Origin of the sequence: Thermobifida cellulosilytica TB100, assembly GCF_001517975.1 — a bacterium.
In the GTDB taxonomy this organism is placed as follows: domain Bacteria; phylum Actinomycetota; class Actinomycetes; order Streptosporangiales; family Streptosporangiaceae; genus Thermobifida; species Thermobifida cellulosilytica.
The window spans coordinates 527,500-544,037 of record NZ_KQ950181.1 but is presented as its reverse complement, the minus strand read 5'-3'; the positions used below and the strand labels follow the sequence as shown (position 1 = coordinate 544,037).

General features: G+C 74.9%; 13 protein-coding genes. 5 read left to right on the top strand and 8 right to left on the bottom strand.

Features of this window, described 5'->3' with window-relative positions; genetic code table 11:
• Window positions 1-15: 15 nt before the first annotated feature.
• Window positions 16-2,343: a malto-oligosyltrehalose synthase gene (gene treY / locus AC529_RS08720; RefSeq protein ID WP_068755416.1), complete on the bottom strand. Its 2,328-nt coding sequence runs from the start codon at window positions 2,341-2,343 to the stop codon at window positions 16-18.
• Between the two features lie 137 nt (window positions 2,344-2,480).
• Here treY and aroQ point away from each other — a divergent pair, with 137 nt between their 5' ends.
• From aroQ to AC529_RS08700, 4 genes are all read left to right on the top strand, one after another.
• A complete protein-coding gene (aroQ, locus tag AC529_RS08715) occupies window positions 2,481-2,930 on the top strand; it encodes a type II 3-dehydroquinate dehydratase (protein WP_068755415.1) in 450 nt (149 codons plus the stop codon).
• 134 nt (window positions 2,931-3,064) lie between these two features.
• The gene (pstS, locus tag AC529_RS08710; protein WP_068755413.1) at window positions 3,065-4,159 is read left to right on the top strand and encodes a phosphate ABC transporter substrate-binding protein PstS; all 1,095 of its coding nucleotides are present in this window, start codon (window positions 3,065-3,067) and stop codon (window positions 4,157-4,159) included.
• A 78-nt stretch (window positions 4,160-4,237) separates the two neighbouring features.
• Complete coding sequence (locus tag AC529_RS08705; RefSeq protein WP_068755412.1) at window positions 4,238-5,089, top strand: SDR family oxidoreductase; 852 nt, start codon at window positions 4,238-4,240, stop codon at window positions 5,087-5,089.
• Between the two features lie 39 nt (window positions 5,090-5,128).
• On the top strand, window positions 5,129-5,887 hold the full coding sequence (locus tag AC529_RS08700; RefSeq protein ID WP_068755410.1) for a nucleotidyltransferase domain-containing protein: 759 nt from the start codon (window positions 5,129-5,131) through the stop codon (window positions 5,885-5,887).
• Here the strand turns inward: AC529_RS08700 and AC529_RS08695 are convergent.
• The 7 genes from AC529_RS08695 to AC529_RS08665 all read right to left on the bottom strand — a co-directional run bounded on the left by AC529_RS08695 (window position 5,884) and on the right by AC529_RS08665 (window position 13,333).
• Complete coding sequence (locus tag AC529_RS08695) at window positions 5,884-6,699, bottom strand: CPBP family glutamic-type intramembrane protease (RefSeq protein WP_068755408.1); 816 nt, start codon at window positions 6,697-6,699, stop codon at window positions 5,884-5,886. The genes AC529_RS08700 and AC529_RS08695 overlap by 4 nt on opposite strands.
• 125 nt (window positions 6,700-6,824) lie before the next feature.
• The gene (locus AC529_RS08690) at window positions 6,825-8,390 is read right to left on the bottom strand and encodes a glycosyltransferase family 2 protein (RefSeq protein ID WP_083948046.1); all 1,566 of its coding nucleotides are present in this window, start codon (window positions 8,388-8,390) and stop codon (window positions 6,825-6,827) included.
• 246 nt (window positions 8,391-8,636) lie between these two features.
• Window positions 8,637-9,107 carry an NUDIX domain-containing protein gene (locus AC529_RS08685; protein WP_068755404.1) on the bottom strand — a complete coding sequence of 157 codons (471 nt, stop codon included), beginning with the start codon at window positions 9,105-9,107 and terminating at the stop codon, window positions 8,637-8,639.
• A 9-nt stretch (window positions 9,108-9,116) separates the two neighbouring features.
• Complete coding sequence (locus AC529_RS08680; RefSeq protein ID WP_068755402.1) at window positions 9,117-10,190, bottom strand: DUF2330 domain-containing protein; 1,074 nt, start codon at window positions 10,188-10,190, stop codon at window positions 9,117-9,119.
• Between the two features lie 116 nt (window positions 10,191-10,306).
• Window positions 10,307-11,257 (bottom strand): D-alanine--D-alanine ligase family protein, encoded by a 951-nt coding sequence (locus AC529_RS08675; RefSeq protein ID WP_068755400.1) that lies wholly within the window; start codon window positions 11,255-11,257, stop codon window positions 10,307-10,309.
• Between the two features lie 58 nt (window positions 11,258-11,315).
• Window positions 11,316-12,638, bottom strand: a complete 1,323-nt coding sequence (locus AC529_RS08670) for an aminotransferase-like domain-containing protein (RefSeq protein ID WP_068755398.1) — start codon at window positions 12,636-12,638, stop codon at window positions 11,316-11,318.
• Between the two features lie 254 nt (window positions 12,639-12,892).
• Window positions 12,893-13,333, bottom strand: coding sequence for an RNA-binding S4 domain-containing protein (locus AC529_RS08665; protein ID WP_068755396.1), 441 nt, complete (start codon window positions 13,331-13,333; stop codon window positions 12,893-12,895).
• A 479-nt stretch (window positions 13,334-13,812) separates the two neighbouring features.
• On the opposite strand from AC529_RS08665, the gene AC529_RS08660 reads away from it, so the two are divergent.
• The gene (locus AC529_RS08660) at window positions 13,813-16,362 is read left to right on the top strand and encodes a penicillin acylase family protein (protein ID WP_068755394.1); all 2,550 of its coding nucleotides are present in this window, start codon (window positions 13,813-13,815) and stop codon (window positions 16,360-16,362) included.
• The last annotated feature ends 176 nt before the right edge of the window (window positions 16,363-16,538 follow it).

Below are 16,538 nucleotides of genomic sequence, written 5' to 3'. Positions count from 1 at the left end.
GGCCGCCCGCAACGGTCAGTCCCGCTGCTCCAGCAGCGCCACCGGGTAGCGGTCGAGCAGCGCGGCCAGCCCGACGGCGGTGTCCCCGCCGACGGCGGGCACGGCGCGGTCGGTGAGCACGTCCACCCAGCCGCCGCGGCTCCACGGCAGCGGCAGGACGGTGTCGCGCCACCCGCCGCCGCGTTCCAGGCCCACCGGCAGCCGGGTCGCCACGGCCACGACCCGGCCCCGTCGGCCCCGGGCGAACGCCAGGCAGTGCCGGGCGGCCGGGCCCACCGCCCGCAGCGGGCGGTAGCCCGCCAGGTCGTGCCTGCGGCGCACCCGCAGCGCCTGGCGCACCACGTGCATCTTGGCCGCGCCCGTGTCGTCCACGGGCGGGCGCCACCCGCCTTCCAGCCGCTCCAGCAGGCGGCGGCGCACGCCGTAGTCGACGGGGCGGCGGTTGTCGGGGTCGACCAGGGACAGGTCCCACAGCTCCGTGCCCTGGTAGACGTCGGGCACGCCCGGCGCCGTCAACTGCACCAGCTTCTGTCCCAGCGAGTTCGACCAGCCGGGGCCGCGCACCCGCGCCGCGAACGCGGCGACCCGGTCCGCCAGGCCGGGGTCGGTGAGCACCCGGTCGGCCCACGCGGCGATCTCGTCCTCGAAGCCGGCGTCGGGGGCCGTCCAGGAGGTGCGCAGCTTCGCCTCCCGGGCCGCCTTCAGCAGGTAGCCGCGCAGCCGGTCGGCGTCGAGCGGCCACGCCCCGACGAGCGTCTGCCAGGCCAGCAGGTTGAGCGCGGGCTCGCCCAGCCCGGCGCGTGCCGTCCAGTCGCGCACGGCCGCGGTGAACTCGTCGGGGATCTCCGAGAGCACCGCCAGGCGGGCCCGCACGTCCTCGGAGCGCTTGGTGTCGTGCGTGGACAGGGTGGTCATGGTGTGCGGCCACACGGCCTCGCGGTGCTCGGCCGCGGCGTGGAACTCGTCGGGCGAGACCCCGAACCGGTCGGGGGATCCGCCCACCTCGTTGAGGGCCACGAACCGGGTGCAGCGGTACAGCGCGGTGTCCTCGGTGCCCTTGGCCACCACCATGGCACCGGTCTGCTGGACGCGGCGGGCCAGTTCGCCGCGCGGATCGGCGCGCGCCTCGGCGTCGATGTGTCGCAGCACCCCGGCCAGGTCCGGGCGGCGGCGCGCGGCGCGGTCGACGGCGCGTGCCCAGGCGTCCTGCCCCTCCGGCAGGTAGCTGCGGTAGACGTCGAAGGAGGCGAGCAGTTCGACGACGGCCTCCCGGGCGGCTCGGGCGTCCACGCCGCGCAGCAGGGCGGCGGTCCGCCGCACCTCCGAGGCCAGTGAGGTGGCGGCGACCTGGCGGCGGCTCTCGGTCTCCACCCGCGCGAAGTCGACGGGCACGCCCGCCTGCGCGGCGAACGCGGTGAGCGGCTCCTCGCCGGCCGGGTCCACGAACACCCCGCAGACCTCGCGCAGCGCGTCGTATCCGGTGGTGCCGTCCACCGGCCAGGAGGCGGGCAGGTCCTCGCCGAGGGCGAGGACCTTCTCCACCACGGTCCACACGTCGCAGCGGTCGCGCAGCCTGCGCAGGTACTCACCCGGGTCGCTGAGCCCGTCGGGGTGGTCCACCCGCAGGCCCTGCACGTCGCCGCCGGCGGCCCAGCGCAGCACCTCGGCGTGGGTGGCCTCCAGGACCGCCGGGTCCTCCACGCGCACCGCGGCCAGGGCGGCCACGTCGCAGAAGCGGCGGTAGGTGAGTTCGGCGTCCTGCCTGCGCCACGACACCAGCCGGTAGTGCTGGCGCTCCATCACCTCCAGCGGGTTGTCGCCCGCCTGGTAGGTGCCCTCGGCCAGGGGGAAGCGGTGGTCGTAGTAGGTGAGGCAGCCGTCGGCGACGGTGAGCTCGCCGAGCGCGGCGGCGCCGCCGTCGCCGTCGTCGTCCAGCACCGGGAGCAGGATCGGCCCCGCCGACCAGTCGATGTCGAAGCAGCGGGCGTAGCGGGAGGCGCGGCCGTGCCGCAGCACGTCCCACCACCACGGGTTGGCGGCCGGGTCGGCGACGGACATGTGGTTGGGCACGATGTCGAGGACCAGGCCCAGGCCGTGCTCGCGGAGCCGGTGGGCGAACGCGACCCGCCCCGCCTCCCCGCCCAGCGCCGGTGCGGCCCGGGTGGGGTCCACCACGTCGTAGCCGTGGGTGGAGCCGGCCGCCGCGGCGAGCAGGGGGGAGGTGTAGACGGCGGACACGCCGAGGCGGGACAGGTAGTCGGCCGTCTCGGCGGCCTCGGCGAAGGTGAATCCGGGCCGCAGTTGCAGCCGGTAGGTGGCCGCGGGGTGGGTGTGTGCGCTCATCGGGCTTTCGGCCCTCCCGTTTCCTGGTCGCTCCGCCCGGGCGGGGCCGTCCGGGCCGCGGGCGTGTGGCGGCGGGCGGAAGTCAATAGGCTGGTGCCCACGTTCCCACCGGCTCACTCGTGAAAGGCTGCGACCCCATGGCGTCCCGCCCCACCGTGCTGCTGCTCAACGGCCCCAACCTCAACCTGCTGGGTCTGCGCGACCCGGCCCAGTACGGCACCACCACGCTCGCCGACATCGAGAAGCGGGTGGTGGAGCTGGGCGACGAGCTGGGCGTGGACGTGGTGTGCGCGCAGAGCAACCACGAGGGCGAGCTGGTCGACCGGATCCACGCCGCGCGCGAGCTGGACGGCGTGGTGTTCAACCCGGGCGCCTACGCCCACACCAGCATCGCGCTGCGCGACGCGATCGAGGCGGTGCCCACCCCGTGCGTGGAGGTGCACATCTCCAACATCCACGCCCGCGAGGAGTTCCGCCACACCTCGGTGACCGCCCCGGTGATGAGCGGCAGCATCAGCGGCTGCGGGGTGCACGGCTACGAGCTGGCGCTGCGCCACGTGGTCTGGCTGATCGGCCGCAGGGGCTGAGGCCCCGCCCGGCCGCCGCCCCGCACGCGGTCCCGGGCCTCGCCGGCGGTTCACCTCTGGTTAAATTCTTCGACGGCATATGACCGCATACGACCACGCCCGTGGTCCGTCCGGGGGATGAGGCAACCGTGTCGATGGCGAGGCACCGCGCAGGGACCGTGATCGCGCTGCTGGGCGCGCTGGCGCTGGCGACAGGGTGCGGCAGCGACGACGCCGTGCGCGGCGGCCAGGAGATCCCGGTGCCCGAGAACCTGGAGTGCTTCGACGGCCCCCTGTCGGGCGCCGGCTCCAGCGCCCAGGAGCTGGCGATGCAGGTGTGGATCGCCGGATACCAGACCGCCTGCGACGACGCCCAGATCTACTACGACGCGATCGGCTCGGGCGGCGGCCGCAGCCAGTTCATCGACGGCGCGGTGGACTTCGCGGGCTCCGACGCCGCCATGGACGAGGGGGAGCTGGAGGAGGCGCGGCAGCGCTGCGGCTCCGAGGTGGTGCACATCCCCGCCTACGTGGTGCCGATCGCGGTGGCGTTCAACCTGGAGGGCGTCGACACGCTCAACCTCGGTCCCGCCGTGCTGGCCCGCCTGTTCAGCGGCGACATCACCCGCTGGAACGACCCGGCGATCGCCGCGGACAACCCCGGCGTCGACCTGCCGGACCTGCCCGTGGTCCCGGTCAGCCGCTCCGACGAGTCCGGCACCACCGAGAACTTCACCTCCTACCTGGCGGCCGCCGCGGGCGAGGACTGGCCCTACGAGCCGGACGGCCAGTGGCCCCTCCCCCCGGTCGAGGCCGGGCAGGGCAACAGCGGCGTGGCCCAGGCCGTCCGGGGCGGCCGCGGCACCATCGGCTACCTGGAGGCGTCCCACGCCGAGGGCATGGCCACGGCCCGCATCGGCACGGGCGGGGACTTCGTCGCGCTGTCCCCGGAGTCGGCGGCGCGCATCGTGGAGGCCTCCCCGCGCCGCGCGGGCGGCGGCGCGCACGACCACGCCCTGGAGCTGGACTACACCGCCGCCGACTCCTACCCCGCCGTGCTGGTCAGCTACGAGATCGCCTGCCTGTCCTACGAGGACGAGCACGACGCCGCCGCCGTGCGGGCGTTCCTGAGCTACCTGCTCAGCGACGAGGGCCAGCAGGCCGCCGCCGAGGAGTCGGGTTCGGCTCCGCTGCCCGCCGGGACGCGCGCCGAGCTGATGGCCTCGGTCGAGGCCATCAGCGCCGGCTGAGCGGGGCCGTGTTTGCGCTGCCGGGTCCCGGTCAGCTCTCCCGGTGACACCGCAACCGCGACACCGGGAGCGTGGCGCATGGCACAGCATCCTCCGGCCCAGAAGCAGTCCCGTCCGGGGCGGACCAGGGGCATGGTCCCCCGGCCCCGCGACGAGATGCGCGACTACACCGGCAGCGGCCTGCTGCGGGACAGGCGGGCCCTGATCGCGGGAGGCGACTCCGGGATCGGCCGGGCGGTGGCGACGGCCTTCGCCAAGGAGGGCGCGGACGTGGCCGTCGCCTACCTGGACGAGCACGACGACGCCCGCCACACCGCCTCCCTGGTCGAGGCGGCGGGGCGGCGCAGCCTGCTGCTGCCCGGGGACCTGGCCGAGGAGGCCCGCTGCGCCGAGGTGGTGGAGCGCACCGTCGCCGAGTTCGGCGGCCTGGACGTGCTGGTGGCCCACCACGCGGTGCAGGCGCCGGTGGAGGACTTCGCCGAACTGTCCACCGAGCAGTTGCGCCGCACCTTCGAGGTGAACGTGTTCAGCGTGTTCTGGCTGCTGCGCGCGGCCGTCCCGAGGATGCCCGACGGCGGCTCGGTGATCGTCACCGGGTCCGTCAACGGGCTGCGCGGCAACTCCTCGCTCATCGACTACGCCGCCGGCAAGGCCGCGGTGATGAACCTGGTGCAGAGCCTGGCCCGGCACTACATGAAGCGGGGCATCCGCATCAACTGCGTGGCGCCGGGGCCGGTGTGGACGCCGCTGATCCCGGCGACGATGCCGGAGGAGAAGGTGGAGGGCTTCGGTCGGCAGGCGCCGATGGAGCGCGCCGCCGACCCCGACGAGATCGCCCCGTCCTACGTGTTCTTCGCCAGCGGGCGGACCTCGTCGTACTACTCCGGCCAGGTGCTGGTGCCCGCGGGCGGGGAGATCCTGGTAGGCTGAGCCGCCGCGACCGTCCGTGGCAGCGGCGAGGAGGAGCGGGTGGAGGACGCGGAGTTCGTCGACTACGTCGCCGACCGGCTGGCCGCGCTGCCCGGGGTGCGGGCGGTGAGCCTGGGCGGCTCCCGGGCCCTGGGCACCCACCGCCCCGACAGCGACTGGGACCTGGCCGTCTACTACCGGGACCGCTTCGACCCGCAGGACCTGCGGGACCTCGGCTGGCCCGGCGAGGTCTCCGAGATCGGCGGCTGGGGCGGCGGGGTGTTCAACGGGGGCGCCTGGCTGACCGTGGAGGGCCGCCGCGTGGACGTGCACTACCGCGACCTCGCCGTGGTCGAGCAGCAGATCGCCGAGGCCGCACGGGGCCGCTTCGACGTCGAGCCGCTGCTGTTCCACCTCGCCGGGATCCCCACCTACCTGGTGGTGGCCGAGCTCGCGCGCAACCGGGTGCTGCGCGGCGAGCTGCCCCGCCCGGCCTTCCCGGAGGCGCTGCGCGCCAGCGCCCCGCCGCGCTGGCGGGCCGCGGCGTTGCTGACCCTGGACTACGCGCGCGCCAACCACGCGCCCCGCGCCCAGGCCGCCCAGGTGGCCGGGGCGGTCGCGGTGGCGGCCTGCCAGGCCGCGCACGCGGTGCTGGCCGCCCGCGGCGAGTGGACCACCAACGAGAAGACCCTGCTGGACCGGGCGGGTCTGCGCGACGTCGACGGGATCGTGGCCGGCCTGCGCCCCGATCCGCGGGTGCTGGTCGAGGCGGTGGACGCCGCGCGCGCCCTGCTGGAGGCGCGGGTCGACGCCGGCTAGGGGCGGCCCTCCGGTGCGGTGCCGGCGGCCCGGTGCGCCCGGCGGCGCGGACGGGCCAGGGTGCGTCCGTCCCACAGCAGCAGCACCGCCGCTGCCGCGGCCGTGGTGACCGCCGCGGTGGCCGCGTGCGCGGCCGGGGAGTCGAAGGTCGGGGTGAGGGTGCCCCACAGGTTGACGAACAGGTGGCAGGCGACCACCGCGGGCACGCTCCGCCCGGTGTTGGCGTAGACCCAGGTCCACAGCACGCGCAGTGCGACCGAGGCGAGGAACTGCCAGGCCACCCAGTCCGGGGGGTGGACCTGGCTCCACGGCACGACGTGCCAGGCCGAGGTGACCACGCCGATGACGACGGCGGCGGGCGCGGCGCCCCACCGGTCGCACAGCGCGTCGGTGGCGTAGGCGGTCCAGCCCGCCTCCTCGGCGGCGGCCGCGACGAGGTAGAGGGCGACCAGGGCGAGCAGTGTGGGCAGGGTGGTCCGGGCCGCGGTGACGGGCACCCCCGCCAGGTGGGCCAGGGCGTGGACCAGCAGCGGCCCCGCGGAGACCAGCGGTGCCGCCGCGTACCAGGCCCAGCGCACGGGCCGGGGCGGGACGAGCAGCCTGGCCCACAGGGCGCGCACCGCCGCACGTCCGCCCGAGCGCCAGGTGAGAAGGGTCGCGGCCAGTCCCGGGCAGACGAACATGAGCGCGCTGACGGGCATGTCCATGGGGACCCGGTCGGGGCTGGCCACGAGGAAGCCGAGGACCCAGAAGGGGGCGGCCAGCGCGAAGGTCAGCAGGAAGAAGCGGAACGGCGTCGGCGCGGCGGGCACGGCGGTGTCTCCCGTCCTCTCCGTTCTCCGGGGCGTCTTCCGGATGCTACGCCGTCGCGGCGGATGCGGCCACCGCGGACGTGCCCGTTCCGGGGCGGCCGGTCGGCCGTCCCGGAACGGGCCGTTCAGCGCACCCGCAGGCGGCGCCGCACGGTGCCGATCCCGCAGCGGAGCACCGAGGTGAGGATGCGCCACACCGCGAGGACGGCGAGCCGTCCGCGGCGGCGCGGCGCGGTCCCGTCGAGGGCGGCCACGCCGGACAGGTCGACGGTGTCGGCCTCCCCGTGCATCCGGTAGCGGCCGTGCACCGCGGCGACCGCCTCGGCCAGGTCCGCCTCGGCCAGGTCCGCCTCGGCCGGGGCCTCCTCGGCCCGGCCGGTGCCCAGCACCCGCGCCAGCGCCCGGGTGCGCCACAGGGTCGGCCCGGGGGTGTCGCGGACGAGTTCGACGAGTCCGGCGCGCGCCCACTCGGCGCGTTCCACCATCCGCGCCACGGTGTGCGGGCCCACCCCGCAGTTCACCGGCACCTGGAGCAGGAACGGCGCGGGGAAGGCGGTGCGGGGCGCCTCCGCGACGAAGCCGACCCTGGGCTCGGCCAGGTAGTGGGCCTGGACGAGGCGGGTCTCCAGCCAGGAGTCGGCGGTGGTGTCCCAGTCGGCGACCAGGACCACCTCCAGGTCGACCTCGGTGCTGGCGAGCAGCCGGTCCACGCAGGCGCGCACCAGTTCGTAGGGGTGGTGGGCCGCGTCGACGACGGCGCGCACCATCGGCACGCGGTTCTCGGGGAGGCGCCGCGTCCGGTGGGTGGGACGCGCGTAGGGGACGAGGTCGGCGAGGGCGTAGCTGCGCGGGCCGGGCACGCGGGTGCGGTTGGCGGTCGCGCTGCCGAGGTGCCAGACGCGGGCGGCGCGGTCGGGGACGAACACCCCTCCCGCCTGCCACAGCCGGTAGCCGAGCTCGGTGTCGTGCCCCAGGCTGAGGGTGGGGTTGACGCCGCCTGCGGCCTCGTAGAGCTCCCGGCTCATCGTCACGCACGAGCCGACGAAGGCGCGGAACCCCTGGCTGTCGGCGTCGCGCAGGTCGCCGCTGCGGGAGAGGAGCCGTTCGGTGCGGGGGTGGGGCGGGGCGTCGACGAGGCTGCGGTGCAGGGCCCGGTCGGCGACGAGCGCGGCGGCCCGGTCGGGGGCCAGGTCGGTCTCGGTGGCGTAGCGGACGTCGCCCAGGGCGACCGCGGCCGGGTGGACGTGCTGCCAGCGGACCAGGGTCTCCACGAGGGCGGCGTCGACTAACAGGTCGACGTCCAGCCAGCACAGCACCTCGCCGGTGCCGACGCGGGCGCCGTGGGCGCGGGCGTGGGCGGGGCCGCTGCCGTCCGGCGGGGCGGGTTCGATCCGGCACCGGGCGGGGCGCGTCTCGGGGAGCCGCAGCGGGGTGGCGGAGTGGTCGTCGACGACGACCACCTCCATCAGGTGCCCGGGGTAGGTCTGGCGGCTCAGGCAGGCCAGGATGCGGTCGAGGCGCTCCTGGTCGTTGCGGACGGTGATGACGACGGTGACGGTGGGGCCGGGCTCCCAGGATCCCGGTTCGGGCGGTTCGAGGGTGCTCCAGTCGTTGCGGAACACCTGGTGGCCGGTGGGATCGGGCGGGGAGACGCCCTCCACATATGACAGTGTGTAATCGAATAGCTGCACGGCGTCACTATAGGAGGCGGGGCGGCCGCTTCTCGGGAAGCGCCCGTTTCCGCACACAAACAGGCGCGTCGCCGAGTCCGTCCTCCTCGGCGACGCGCCCGCGACCGTACGGCCACCGGTGCGGCGTTCCGACACTGCTGTCGGCCGGTGACACTCTTGAGTGTCCCCATCCGGCCTGGGCTTTACGCCCTCACCAGCACCAATGCAACGTGACGAAGGTCACTTTCCTGCCCGCGTCCGGCCCGGTCAGGAGGTGACGTAGACGGTCTCCCCGCGGTCGCGGGCGCGCAGCGCGGCCTCCAGGCGCGGCGCCAGGGCCGGGTCCATGAGGCTCAGCGCCCGGGCGGGCTCGGCGAACACGTACCCGTCCAGCTCCTCCCGTTGCAGCCGGATCGGCGTGTCCGGCGCGACGGTGCCGCAGTCGAAGACGAAGGAGAGGAACGCCCGGGGGCGCGGAGCGCGGGGCGCGCTCCAGTGCACCGCCAGCAGCCGCCCGGTGCGCACCGCCAGCCCCACCTCCTCGGCGACCTCGCGTTCGCAGGCCAGGTGCGGGGCCTCGCCGTGCTCCACCACGCCGCCCGGCATCGTCCAGTGCTCGCGGTAGTTGGGGTCCACCAGCAGGACCCGGCCGTCCGGGTCGGTGATCAGCCCGGAGGCCGCGAGGTAGGAGGTGGGGAGGCTCGCGAACCACTGCTCGGGAGGGAGAAGACCGGTCATACCGGCAGGCTAGCGCCCGCGCGGCCCGGAGCCGCGGGCGGGGAGGCGGCGCGCCCGCCGCACCAGCCCTGTTGCGAGCCCGGCCGCCGCCAGCACGGCCAGCACCCCCAGCGCCGCGGTGAACGGCCCGGCCGCGACCCCCATGACGTACACGGGGCGCTCCAGGCGGACCACCTCCTGGTAGGGGGCGTCGGCCGCGGCGGGCCGGAACACGAAGTCGCCGGTCAGCGCCTCGGGGCTGGGGATGTCGTGGTCGAGGGCGGTGAGGAAGGCGCCGTCGGGGCCGATGAGGTCGCGCAGCCGCGCCGACTCCACCCCGTCGGCCGCCAGGGGTCCGGCGAACCGCACCCGGGAGGGGACCGGCACCCCGTCGGCGCGCTCCATGCGGTGGTCGGCCAGCAGGTACAGGCGCGCGTACTGGCCGTGCTCTGCCAGCGCGGTCAGCCGCATGGGGTAGACCGGCTCGGCCGCCGGGAAGACCACCTCGACCGGGGCCAGCGCGCCGGACAGCGCCTCCTCCCCGGCGTCCAGGCGCACCGCGACGTAGTACCAGCCCTCCTCGACGTAGGGCCGCAGCGCCTCGGCCAGGTCGTCGGGCATCGTGAAGCCGTTGCCGTCGAGCCAGTCGTGCAGCGCGGCGGCGTCGTCGGCGGCGAGCGTGGCCGCGTCGAACGGTCCCAGCTCGACCCGGTCGAGGACCGCCACCCCGCCCGGGGGAGCTCCCGCCGTCTCCTCCCCCGCCTCGTACCACTGCTCGGGCCACCACTGGTCGACGTACTCGACGCGGGGCCGGGAGAGCGCGGCCAGCTCGTCGAACATCTCCGCCTCCCCCAGCGCCACCTCGGCCGGGGCCGGGGTGGGCAGCAGCAGGGCCGCGCTGCTCTGCGCGGACTCCGCGTCCAGCCGCAGCACCACGGTCTGCACCCCGTCGGCGAAGTGCACCACGGTGCTCTCGCCGTGGACGTCGACGTCGCCGACCGCCGCCCCGCAGCCGCAGGCCCACGACGGGTGGGCCCATCCCGCGCCGAGCGCGAGCACCGTCGCCGCCACCACCGCCGTGCCCCGCCGTACCGTCGCCCGCATCCGCGCTCCCCTCCGCCGGTCCTCTGGCTGCTTCGACGCCGCGGCGCGCGGAAAAGGACGGGGGTCCCGCCGATCGTGACCCTATGGTGACCGGCGGGACCCCCGCGACGCGCGGTTCAGCCCCGTTGCAGGGCGCGGTGGGCCAGTTCGCGGCAGAGCACCGCGAAGTCCATGCCCGCCGCCTCCACCGCCAGCGGCAGGGTGGAGGTGTCGGTCATGCCCGGGGAGACGTTGACCTCGAGGAAGTGCACGCGGCCGTCCGCGTCGACGATGAGGTCGGTGCGCGAGACGTCCCGCAGCCGCAGGGCGCGGTGCACGGTGACGGCCGTCTCGGCGGCGGCGCGCGCCGTCTCGTCGTCCAGCCGGGCCGGGCTGAAGAACTCGGTGCGCCCGGCGGTGTAGCGGGCGGCGTAGTCGTAGACGCCGCCGTCGGGCACGATCTCCACGGCGGGCAGCGCGACCGGACCGTCGCCCAGGTCGACCACGCCCACCGCGATCTCGGTGCCCGTCACCTGCTGCTCGATCAGCGCGGTGTCGCTGTAGGCGAAGCAGCCGACCAGGGCCGCGGGCAACTCGGCGGCCTCGGTGACGGCGGCCGCGCCGAACGCCGACCCGCCCTGGGCGGGCTTGACGAACAGCGGCAGCCCCAGCAGCGCCACGACGCGCTCCAGCACCGCGGGCGCGCCCAGGTCGTGGAAGAGCGCCTTGGGCAGGGCCACCCCGCGCGGCACGGTGATGCCCCGTTCGGCGACCAGGGCCTTGGCGGTCGGTTTGGCGTAGGCGGCACGGCAGGCGTCGGGCCGGGCGCCCACGTAGGGGACCCCGGCCAGCTCCAGGACCTCGCGGATCGAGCCGTCCTCGCCGGCGGCGCCGTGCAGCACCGGGAACACCACCTGCGGCGGGTCCTCGGTCAGGAGGCCGAGCAGTTCCGGGCCGACGTCGCAGATCTGCACCTCCACCTCCAGGCGGCGCAGCGCGTCGGCGACGCGTCGGCCCGAGCGCACCGACACCTCGTGTTCGGGCGACAGCCCTCCGGCGAGTACGAGCACCCGGTTCAGGTCGGCCACGGTCCTGTCCTCTTTCTGTCCCTGTCCTGCTGTGGTCACGGCGCGCAGGCCTCCTGCGTCACGGCAGGTCGGGGGCCGGCGCCTCGCCGCCCCGACCGGTGGACGCGGGCACGCCGCCGAAGGTGTTGCGCAGTTCGATCTCGCTCTCCAGCACGCCCACCAGGCGGCGCACGCCCTCGCGGATCTGCTCCGGGCTGGGGTAGCAGAACGACAGCCGCATGTTGCGCTGCCCGCCCCCGCCGTAGTAGAAGCCGGTGCCCGGAACGTAGGCGACCCGCTCGTTGACGGCCCGGGGCAGCATGGCCTTGGCGTTGAGCCCTTCGGGGAGGGTGGCCCACACGAAGAACCCGCCGCTGGGCCGGGTCCAGGAGCAGCCGGGCGGCATGAGCGCCTCCAGGCTCGCCAGCATGGCGTCGCGGCGGGCCCGGTACATCTCGTTGAACTCCTTGATCTGCTCCGGCCAGGGCTGGGTGGCCAGGTAGCGCCCCACGATCGCCTGGTTGAAGTTGGAGTGGCTGAGCATCGCCGACTCGGCGGCCAGCACGAGCTTGTCGCGGACCGCCGAGGGGGCCAGCGCCCAGCCGATCCGGAAGCCGGGCGACAGGGTCTTGGAGAAGGAGCCCAGGTAGATGACGTTGCGTGCGGAGTCGGCGCGCAGCGGGCGCACCGGGTCGCCCTCGTAGCGCAGCAGGCCGTAGGGGTTGTCCTCGACGACCAGCAGGTTGAACCGCTCGCAGATCTCCAGGACGCGGCGGCGGCGCTCGGGCGACAGGGTGACCCCGGCGGGGTTGTTGAAGGTCGGCACAGTGTAGAAGAACTTCACCCGCGCGCCCTCGCGGGCCAGCCCGGCCAGCCGCTCCTCCAGCGCCTCGGGGACCACGCCGTCGTCGTCCATCTCGACGTGCTCGATGCGGGCCTGGTAGGCGGCGAAGGTGTTGATGGCGGTCACGTAGGTGGGTCCCTCGGTCAGCACCACGTCGCCGGGGTCGACGAAGACCTTGGTGATGAGGTCCAGGGCCTGCTGGGAGCCGACGGTGACGATGACGTCGTCAGGGCTGGCGTCGATCTCCTCCAGAGCCATGACCTCGCAGATCTGCTGGCGCAGCACCGGGTCGCCCTGGGCGGAGCCGTACTGCAACGCGGTGCGGCCCTGCTCGACGACGACCTGCTGGGCGAGCTCGCCGAGGGCGTCCAGCGGCAGCGCGCTGATGTTGGGCATGCCTCCGGCGAGGGAGACCACTTCGGGTCGGGAGGCGACGGCGAACAGTGCGCGGACCTCCGAGGCCACCATCCCTGCGGCTCGTGCTGCGTAGGAGCCGACGTAGGGGTCGATGCGCGACCCTTGCGGGTTGGGCTGGGACTCTCGGGGATCAACGGACACGATCCACCTCCGCGTGTGAAGGACCCGTACGAACCGGACGACCGACGGAGTGGACCGCGTGGTGCGGCCCGGGAGACGGAAACGGATGCCGCGGTTGCCCTGGCGCTCCCCTTTCCGCTGTCGCCGCCCGGTTGATTACCGGCAAGTCTACGCACTCACCGGCCACAGCATCCCCTCTGACCGCATACGGCCCGCTGTCAACCTCCTCACGGGTCTCGGCGTCGCGCTCCCCCGAGCGAGGCGGCGGGCCGGGGTCAGGCTCGGCCGCGCAGCCGGTCGATCTGGCGGCGTTCCCGCTTGGTGGGGCGTCCGGCGCCCCGGTCGCGGCGGGCCACCGGCACGGCGAACTCCTTGGGCACCACCGGGGTGTGGTCGACGTAGCAGCGGGTCGCTATGGGCGCGCCGACCCGCTTCTCGATCACGTGGGTGACCTCGACGATCCGGTTGACGCCGTTGACGCGGGCCCGCACCTGGTCGCCCGGTTTGACCGGGGTGGCGGGCTTGGCGGGGCGGTCGTTGACGCGGACGTGCCCGGCCCGGCAGGCCTGGGCCGCGTCCGCCCGGGTCTTGGTGAGGCGCACCGCCCACAGCCAGCGGTCCACGCGCGCGGTGGGGGGACCGGGCGGCAGCGCCGGAGCCGGGGCCTCCGGCTGCTCGGAGCGGGCCGGTTGCTGTCCTGGGTCGTGGTCGTGCACGGTCCCAGGGTAGCGTCGGCCGCTGCGGCGCGGAGGCGCCGCGGCACGCCCGGCCAGCACACGGTGGAACTGCCGTCGATCCGGGTGACACCGCGCAGGGCGACGTCGACGGCACGGGTTCTTCCGGGCGGGAGTGTGGGAGACGGCGGCGTCGGCGGTGCCGGGGAACTCCGAGCGCGCGGATGCGGATCCTGCCGGAGCCGCGGAGCGCGCCGGAGGCCGGGGAGGGGGCCGCGGGGTCGCCTCCACGGGACCGCGTCCGGGCCGTCCGGGACGGGAGGGGCCGTCTCCGGACCGCAGTCCAGGACCGAACAAGGCCTTCCCGAAAGCGGGAGAACGACCACGGAGAGCACCCGAAGTCCCACCCGGCGCAGTATCCCCGTCCGCTCCCCCGCCGTCCGCCCCACCAGCGCCGCGGCGTTGCGGAAGCGATACCGAGAAGGTGCCGCGCCGCATACGCCCGTTCCTAGAGTCATCCCATGTCTGTTGCCCTCCCCCGCATACGACGCTGGCTGCTCGGCGCGCTCGCCGCCGTCGCGGCCCTCCTCCTCGTCGCCGCCGGACTCGCCGTGTGGACGGTACGGCGCTCCTTCCCGGACGTCTCCGGGGAGCTGGCGCTGCCCGCACTCAGCGCGCCCGTCACCGTGCACCGCGACGACCACGGCATCACCCACCTGTACGCCGACACCCCCGAGGACCTGTTCACCGCCCAGGGCTACGTGCACGCCCAGGACCGCTTCTGGTCCATGGACTTCAACCGCCACGTCACCGCCGGTCGGCTCGCCGAGCTGTTCGGCGCCGACCAGGTCCCCACCGACGCCTACCTGCGCACCATGGGCTGGCGCCGCGTGGCCGAGGCCGAGTACGACCTGCTCGACGAGACCACCCGCACCTACCTGGACGCCTACGCCGACGGCGTCAACGCCTACCTGGAGGGGAAGTCGCCCGCCGAGGTCAGCCTGGAGTACACGGTGCTGGCGGCCACCAACGGCGGCTACGAGATCGAGCCGTGGAGCGCCGTCGACAGCCTGGCCTGGCTCAAGGCGATGGCCTGGGACCTGGCGGGCAACCTGCACGACGAGATCGCCCGCGCCTCGCTGCTCGCCGACGGGCTCACCCGCGAGCAGGTCGAGGAGCTCTACCCCGCCTACCCGGAGCAGGAGCACGCGCCCATCGTCCCCGGGGGCCGGGTCCGCGACGGCGCGTTCGTCGTCGACGACGGCGGGGAGGTCCCCGCCGAGGTGTCCCAGACCGCCGCCGTGCGCGCCGTGGCCGGCCTTCAGGCGCCGCTCGACGCGATCCCGCGCACCCTCGGCCCCGCCTCCTCCGAGCTGGGCTCCAACTCCTGGGTGGTCTCCGGCGAGCACACCGCCTCCGGTCTGCCGCTGCTGGCCAACGACCCGCACCTGGGCGCGGTCATGCCGTCCATCTGGTACCAGATGGGCCTGCACTGCACCGCCGTGGACGACGCCTGCCCCTTCGACGTCACCGGGTTCACCTTCCCCGGGCTGACCGGCGTGGTCATCGGCGCCAACGACACCATCGCCTGGGGCTTCACCAACCTCGGCCCCGACGTGGTGGACCTGTACCTGGAGCGGATCGACGGCGACGCCGCGATCGTCGACGGCCGCCCCGAGCCGCTGGAGGTCCGCACCGAGACCATCCGGGTCGCCGGAGGCGAGGACGTGGAGATCACCGTGCGCTCCTCCCGCCACGGCCCGCTGCTGTCCGACCCCGAACTGGGCGCGCAACTGCGCGAGTTCGGCGAGAACGCGCCCGTCACCGCCGACGGCGAGCCCGCCGACACCGCGCAGCCGGCCGACTACGCGGTCGCCATCAGCTGGACCGCGCTCTCCCCGGGGCGCACCGCCGACGCGATCTTCCTGCTCAACCGGGCCCGCACCTTCGAGGAGTTCCGCGAGGCGGCGAGCCGCTTCGAGGTGCCCTCGCAGAACCTCGTCTACGCCGACACCTCCGGGAACATCGGCTACCAGTCCCCGGGGAAGATCCCGGTGCGCGGGAAGGGCGACGGCCGCTGGCCCGCCCCCGGCTGGGACTCCGCCTACGACTGGAAGGACTACCTGCCCTTCGAGGAGCTGCCCACCGTCCGCAACCCCGCCTCCGGGGTCATCGTCACCGCCAACCAGGCGGTCGTCGACTCCGGCTACCCGCACCTGCTCACCACCGACTGGGACTACGGCTACCGCTCCCAGCGCATCATCACCCTGCTGGAGGCGGCGGTCGCCGAGGGCGGCCTGACCGTCGAGGACATGGTGGAGATCCAGATGGACAACGAGAACAGCGGGGCGCGCGCCCTGGTGCCGCACCTGCTGGAGGCCGACGTGGACGGCACCGCCGCGCGCGCCCGCGACCTGCTGGCCGACTGGGACTTCCAGCAGGACGCCGACTCGGCCGCCGCCGCGTTCTACAACGCCACCTACCGCCACCTGCTGCCGCTGGTCTTCGACGAGCTGGGCGACCAGCCCGGCATCGGCGCCTCCCGCGCCTGGCTGCTGCTGTCCGACCTGGTCGAGGACCCCGACTCGCCGTGGTGGCGCGGCGAGGAGGCCGACAGCCGGGAGGAGGCGCTCGCCTCGGCCATGGAGCGGGCCGCCGAGGAGCTGAGCGGGCTGCTCGGCGACGACCCGGCCGAGTGGCGCTGGGGCGACCTGCACACCCTCACCGCGCGCAACGCCTCCTTCGGCAAGTCCGGCATCGCCGCCGTGGAGTGGCTGTTCAACCGCGGACCCGTGGCGGCAGGCGGCGGCTCCAGCGTGGTCAACGCCACCGGCTGGGACCCGGCGGCGGGCTACGAGATCACCACGGTGCCGTCGATGCGCATGGTGGTGGACCTGGCCGACCCGGACAACTCCCGGTGGGTCAACCTCACCGGCAACTCCGGGCACGCCTTCCACCGCAACTACGACGACCAGATGGAGCTGTGGGCCACCGGCGGGACCACCCCGATGCGGATGAGCCGCAGCGCGGTGGAAGAGGCCGCCGAGCACACCCTCGTGCTGCGCCCCTGACCCGTCGGGCCTGCCAAGCCGCGGCCCCGCACCCGGTTCCGGGTGCGGGGCCGCGGCGTCCTCGTCCTTCCGCGGGCGGGCCCGGGCGGGGCGCCGCGGCCGGGGAGCCCGGCGGCCGCCCGCGGTCAGCCCCGGGCCGCCTCCAGGGCGGTGCGGACCCGCGCGACGACCTCCTC